Source organism: Succinivibrio dextrinosolvens, assembly GCF_900116345.1.
In the GTDB taxonomy this organism is placed as follows: Bacteria; Pseudomonadota; Gammaproteobacteria; order Enterobacterales; family Succinivibrionaceae; genus Succinivibrio; species Succinivibrio dextrinosolvens_B.
Genome location: NZ_FPAH01000074.1, coordinates 1 through 6898 on the forward strand (window position 1 = coordinate 1; position 6898 = coordinate 6898).

Here is a 6898-nt window from a genome sequence, read left to right on the forward strand (position 1 = left end):
TTAAAGGATTGATAATCATAGTGCCCTTGTTGACTACAAAGCCAAGTCTCTGGGCTACCTTTTTTGCGATAATTTCAATATCGAAGGCTGCAGCTGAGTTCTTGTTATAGTCAAATACAGCCATTTGCTGGCCAGCGGCTTCAATTACAGAAGTGTCTCTGTGAATCATTCCTAAAAGCTGATCCTTAAAGTTCTGTTCACAGAAGTTCTGAACTTCTCGATTTAATTTAATGCGGTTGTCAATCTGATTGAGAATGATGTAAAAACCTAGTCCTCCTCCCACAAGTCCGTCCATAAGACCACCTGACAACAGCTGAGAGAAAAGGGAAATGGAAGCTGCATCAGCAAGCAGCGGTACAATCTGCATATTTGACACTGTGGCTATGGACTCTAGAGCCTGAGTATAGCCTGGTGCAAAATCAGCAATTACAAGAATATCGGGATTATTGAACAATCCTCCCTGAACCGTCTTGAAGAAGTCGGGCTCAGACATTGCCTCATCAAGTAGTGCTCTCTGTTCCTTATTGGATTTTCCAAACGGCAGCATGTATAGATTCTTGTCAATATTTATGCATGCATTGGTCCAGTCTGTATTAGGAGTGGATACATAACCTCTTTCGTCTGTAAGTGGCAGACCGAAATAAAGTCTTAAAGCATTCTGGGGATCGAAATCAACAACGATCACTTTTGTTCCCGCTCTGGAGAAGGCATATGCTAGATTTGCAACAAGGGTGGTCTTACCTACACCACCTTTAGGTGAACAAACACTGATTACTGGCATGATAAGTTTCTCGTTAATTCTATTTATTCTTTCATTAGTCTCTTGTAAAGCTCCTGCAGGGAGTCGGTCTTTTTTCCGTTAAATTCAGACACAATTGATGCTCTGAAAAGAGAGTGAAAAATTTTGGGGTCTTTTTTTAACACGTAACTATCGTTGGCAACTGAAGTGGACTTCTCTGACGAACCTTTATTTTCCTCACTGACTATATTTTCCTGAGTATCTTTCTTTTCTACGGGAGCTTTTTCAGCAGGAATATTTTCTTTAGCCTTAGTAAGAGTTACAACATCCTGCATAGATAAAATTTCGTCTGTAAGCGGCGAAACCTTATTAGAATAATACGTTTCTGTATTTTTTTTCAGGAATGATTTGAGCGAAGATGTTTTATTTTTCTGCTGTACTGAGGATGACAGAGCTACTCTGGTCTGAGCGACCTTTCCCTCATTTTCATTTTGTGGCTTTACAGAGAGCAACTCTCTTACAGAAGCCGCATTCTTTATATCTGCTACCTTTGGAGCTGATTCTGTCGCAAGCTCTCTTATAAGGGAGAATCTTGAGTTGCTGTAGAGTTCTGGTGTCTTTTCATCGAAGCTCTTAAAATCAACTCGATCAGAATAAGCTTTTCTGAACTTTAGTTCGTCACTGTTTTTTGTCATTATCACTACCAAACCTGTTGGTTACCTTTCGGGGAAAAGTAACTATTTCTTTATATACCTGATGTTGTCTGGCTGGAATAAATATTACATCTGCTGGTTTATGATTTTGTCCTTTATCTACAGATTTAATCTTCCATATAAAAAAATGCACAAATTTGATTCATTATGGATCATAAAATCTTTATGATTTTTTTCTTTTTACTTGTATTAAATCATTTTTTATGAATTTATTTTTCTGCTTTTCTCACAAAATTAAACATCAGTTCCCTAGTACATATTGTGATTGAGATACAAAACAACTTTCTTGTTTCATTTTTCTTTTAACAGATTGTTTTTTTTATTTTTTTTTCTTAACGTTAAGAAAATAATAAATAGTCTGTCATGAATAGTTTCATATCTAAGATTTAACTAAGAATTGCTCTGAATATCTTTATGATTTTTAAATGTATTTTATTATTAATAATAATGGTATTTATTAGTAAAAATTTTGTCTCCATGGAGGAAGTGAATGAATTTTTTTTGATATAAGACACAAAAATATAATAAAAAAAATCTGAATATTTTACAAAATATGCCTTTTTCAAATCTTTATTTTTTTATTCCAATGATTATAATTGTCCTCAAAATGTTCGAGTTAAGTCGAACGATGATGTGTGTGATAAAGAAAATTTGAATATCTTGAAAAAGCTAATTGTACTAGCACTGTTGTATCTTATGACAGTGTTAAATCCTGTTTTTGCTAAAACAAACAAATCTATCTGTTTCTATTACAATGAAGTTGATTCAATACGTGAATTACTGAATTTTGACAGAGTTGTTCTAGATCCTTCTAATGTTACAGACAAACAGATAACCGAACTTCATAATGCAGGTATTTCTGTATACTCATACATTTCTGTCGGAGAATATGATAAGTCTCTTCCTGAGGCTCTTGAGAATGCTAAAATCGCTGAAAATGAAGAGTGGAAAAGTTCTATTATGGATGTTTCCTCTCCTATCTGGCGAGACTATATTCTTGCACGTGCTTCTGAGTTAAAGAAACGTCATTTTGACGGCCTTTTTCTGGATACTCTGGACAGCTTCAATGCTTACACAGATGAGAAGGAGGATAAAGAGTATTATGACAGGCAGGTTGAAGGCTTAACAAATCTTGTTAACGATATTCATTCAGTTCTCCCTAGACTTATTTTCAACCGTGGTTTTGAAATATTTGACAGGATCAGTTTTAAACCGGATGCAGTTGCAGGTGAATCCGTTTTTAAGTCATACAATGCAAAGGATCAAAGTTACTCTGAGGTAAGTGCTGTCGACAGAGATTGGCTTTCCTCAAAACTGGATCACGTTAAGTCCTCAGGCGTAGAGGCCATTGCTATTGATTATCTCCCTGATACAGATCTTGATGAGAGAATCTTTCTGGCTAAGGAGATTATCAATAAGGGATATACCCCATATGTTAGTGACGGTTTGTTATATGGCTTTGGCGTAAGTTATACGTACAGTGTTCCAAAAAGAATCCTAGGTGTTTATGACGGAACTCTGGGTGAACCTAATCTGTCATTTATTCATTCCACTGTAACTACACCTCTTGAGTACAACGGTTATGTGGTTGATCTTGTAGATATATACAATATAGACGTCAACCAGCTATATAAGTCAAAATATGCAGCACTAGTATTTTATCCAGCTGATAGCGGTGGCTATACTGAAAATACCGTACTAATGTCCTGGCTTACATCTCATGTAGGCTATATCCCAACTCTTTTCTTAGGTGTGCTTCCTACAAATAGCGATTTTTTAAATGCGTACGGAATAGATTTTCTTGGTGAAATTGAGCCTCCATACAGCTTCGACAGAAAGCCTGACATATCAAAGGGAATAATTGATCCTCCTTTTTCTCCTAATGACAGACTTTTCAGATTCAGGGTTGATGAGAATAAAGGATTTAAGGTTCTGGCAAGCGTAAAGAATCCTGCCGGAGTTAAGTCTGCTCTGATGTTTAAGGCACCCTGGGGAGGGGCTGCTGTATCACCTTATCCTGTTTTCAGCCTTGATAATAATCAGGATATCTGGCTTATAGATCCATTTAAATTCCTTGACGAGATGCTAGCTCTTCCTAAAATTCCAGCGGCTGATGCAAGTTCTGAATCCGGTCTTAGAATTCTGACTTCACATGTGGATGGTGATGGATTTCCTTCTCGCTCATGGTTTAAAGGTTCGCCGCTAGTTAGTGAGGTTCTGTATAACGAAGTTTTCAGCAAAATCGAAATCCCTCATACTGTATCTGTAATTGAAGGTGAAACCAGCCCTGAAGGTCTGTATAAAGAGGCCTCTCCAAAATTAGAGGAGCTGGCTAGAAAAATCTTTGAATTACCTAATGTTGAGGTTGCATCTCATACTTACTCTCATCCTTTCTCATGGAATATAAAATCAAATATGAGAAAACTCGTGTATGGCGAGTTCCTTCCAATTCCTGGCTATAAGGAAGTTGATTATGATAGAGAGGTTTCAGGTTCTATCAACTACATCAATTCAAGACTTTGTCCTCCTGATAAGAAGGTAAAGGTTTTTCTCTGGTCAGGTAATGCCTGCCCATCTCCTGAAGCTATTGAAAAGGTGGAGAAACAGGGGATTGTTAATGTTAATGGAGGAAACACCATTGTCCTAAAAGGCATGGATTCCCTAACCAATGTTTCTCCTGTTGTTTACTGGACTAAAAAAGGTGTTCAGGTTTATGCTCCTATGCTTAATGAGAATGTTTATACCCACGAATGGACAGAACATTTTGATGGCTTTGGAAGAGCAACCGAGTCCTTTGATCTTACCGGACATCCACGCCGTCTGAAGAGCATCGCCATCTACTACCATATGTACTCAGGAACATATCCATCATCACTCAAGGCTCTTAAATCATTGTATGACTACGCCTTGTCACAGGATGTTACTCCTATGTACCTTTCTGAATATGCTCAGAGAGCAAGAACTCTGTACGAAACAGGTTTGGGCAGAAATTTAGATGGCAGCTGGAGAATTACTTCAACAGGTATCAGATCATTAAGAGTTCCAGCTCAGTTTGGATTACCTGTTTCTTCTGATATTCCTGGTTATAACACATGTGAAGACGGCAATTATCTTATCTTAAACAAAAAACATAATACTGTTCGCTTTGCAAAAGAACGAGATGACAGGGTAATGCTCAAGAGTGCCAATGGTATTATCAATAAATGGATTCAGAATGGTAACCGCATTGAATTCAATATTCAGTCCTACATTCCTTTAAAACTAGAATTATGGACAAAAAACAAGTGTCAGATTGTTTCTTCAAGCGAATTTGAATCCAAAGAAGAAGATCAGGTTTCCATATATCAGACAAAAGAAAAAGGTTCTATTTCAGGAGTGCTTATCTGTAACTGATTACAGGTTATTCTGAAAAACTAATTCCTTTATTGAATCAAAATGAAGAATACAAACAAAAAGAGAAAATCGGCACCGCTTCTGAGCAAGACCACAATTGCTCTTTTAACTGTGGGTGCAGTTGGTGCAGTGTATGTGTTATCCCCAACCTTGACTACTCTTGAGAAGAAAATATCCGACACTTCTTCTCCAGAAGTTTCCTTAAATTACCTTCAGGAACTTGAGAAACTGAATCCGGACGATCCGATGATTCCATACCTGAAGGCAAAGCTTCTTTATGAAAAGGGAAACTATAACGATGTTATTGAGCTTTTGGCTCCTGAAATCAAGGAAGATCCTGAGCATCGTGCTTTAGATACGTTTATTCTGTATCTCAAAACCAAGGTTGCTCTGGCTGGAACCATTGATAATCAGAGTAAAGCTCAGTCTTTGTCCGAGATTAACGCTGAACTGAATGCTCTTTTAAATCGTAACTTCTCAAATGAACAACTAAAAGAGATTGTTAAGATCTGCTATCAGATTCCTGATGTTGAAAAAGCCTATACATATATCTGCAAGATAGAGAATCCTGATTATGAAACCATGAATTTAATCTACTCTCTTGCACTTCAGACCGGACATTATGATAAGGCAGTTGAGTTTAAGAAAGCTCTATTCTTAAACGAAGAATCCAAGGAAAACTATGAGTCTCTTTTCTCTCTTTACCTTCAGGCATTTGATAAAGACCTGTTTTCTGCTTTCCTAAAAGAGTATGACGGAAAACTTAAAGATGATTCTGATTTTATTAAAGCTGAGATTGATACTGCTACTAGACTAGGTCTTTACGAAGAAACCTTCGGTCTCATAGAACTTCTGTGTGAAAAGGAACCTAGCTTTGAAAACAAAATGGTTCTTGCTGAAAACTCTATTGCAAGAAAAGACCTGGACAGAGCTGTTTCTATTCTTGAGGAGCTCCATGATTCTGATATTACTCCAGAAGATAAGAAAAGAGAAATTACCGTTAAACTTCACGATATATATAAATGGAAGGGGGATTTGGACGGTTCTCAGCGCATGAGCTACGAACTGCTCGATAATGCTCCTACTCAGACTGAGGTCTTAAGTGGTGTTGAGGAATCTCGCTCACTCTCTGATCTTGAGGGCATGGATGTCTTCTATAAAAAAGCTTTTGAATCAGGCTATCTTGCTTCAGAACAGTATGATGATTTTGTAGATGTAATGGAGAAGGCTGAAGGTTCTAAAGAAGCTCTTTCCATGATAAACAAGCTGCTTGAGGCTAATTCTGGCAATACTACTCTTATCGCCCATAAGATCAGACTTGAAAGCTATTTCAATGAATATAAGAACGTTACATCTTCTTTTGAAAAGTTAATTGAATATCGTAAGCCTACCGCAAAAGAGGCTATGTATGCTGCAAATGCCTATGTGATGCTTGGAAATGATAAGAAAGCTTTAGAAGCTCTTACTTCTGTAGATAAGTGGGAAGAACAGAATGATGAGTATATGGTCATGGTTTCTTCTCTGTCATGGACATGTGATGATGATAATTTAGCTTCTCTTTCTCAGAATGTTCTTTTAGACAGAAACTCTATGGAGGCAGACTCCTATAAGCTCTTAAACAGTATCGAAATTACATCTGAAAACATCGATAAGCTAATAGGCTATTACGAGGCCAAGCACGATTTCACAATTATGTCAGAACTGCTGGCTCATTCTGCTTCTAAAAATGATCATGACTTAATGCAGAGACTATTGGACATTATTAAAAAGGAAGATGAAGCCTGCTATTCTTCAACAGATGTCCTTTCCTACAGAGCTTCTCTGGCTATGTATAACAGAGATTATAAAGAGGCCAAAGGTATATATGAAAAGCTGCTTAAGACCAATCCTTCAAGTCTTGAGGCAATTGATGGCCTTTGTAATATCGCCCTGTTAAACGGTGATAGAAAGGAGGCTGAAGCTCTTTATCACAAATACAAGAAGATGTTTGCGTCAAATCCAGGAGCCTGGCAGATGGCTGCATATCTTGCTTCAAGTTTAGGTTACGGAATGG

4 protein-coding genes are annotated in these 6898 nt (G+C 37.3%); 2 read left to right on the forward strand and 2 right to left on the reverse strand.

Annotation, left to right across the window (positions count from 1 at the left end; genetic code table 11):
* Window positions 1–781: ParA family protein (locus BM308_RS12920; RefSeq protein WP_074945776.1), on the reverse strand; the 781-nt coding region annotated here is incomplete at its 3' end.
* 23 nt (window positions 782–804) lie between these two features.
* On the reverse strand, window positions 805–1434 hold the full coding sequence (locus BM308_RS12925) for a hypothetical protein (RefSeq protein ID WP_074945778.1): 630 nt from the start codon (window positions 1432–1434) through the stop codon (window positions 805–807).
* A 714-nt stretch (window positions 1435–2148) separates the two neighbouring features.
* On the opposite strand from BM308_RS12925, the gene BM308_RS12930 reads away from it, so the two are divergent.
* Window positions 2149–4845, forward strand: coding sequence for an endo alpha-1,4 polygalactosaminidase (locus BM308_RS12930; RefSeq protein WP_074945780.1), 2697 nt, complete (start codon window positions 2149–2151; stop codon window positions 4843–4845).
* A gap of 42 nt (window positions 4846–4887) precedes the next feature.
* Window positions 4888–6898: tetratricopeptide repeat protein (locus tag BM308_RS12935; protein WP_143098628.1), on the forward strand; the 2011-nt coding region annotated here is incomplete at its 3' end.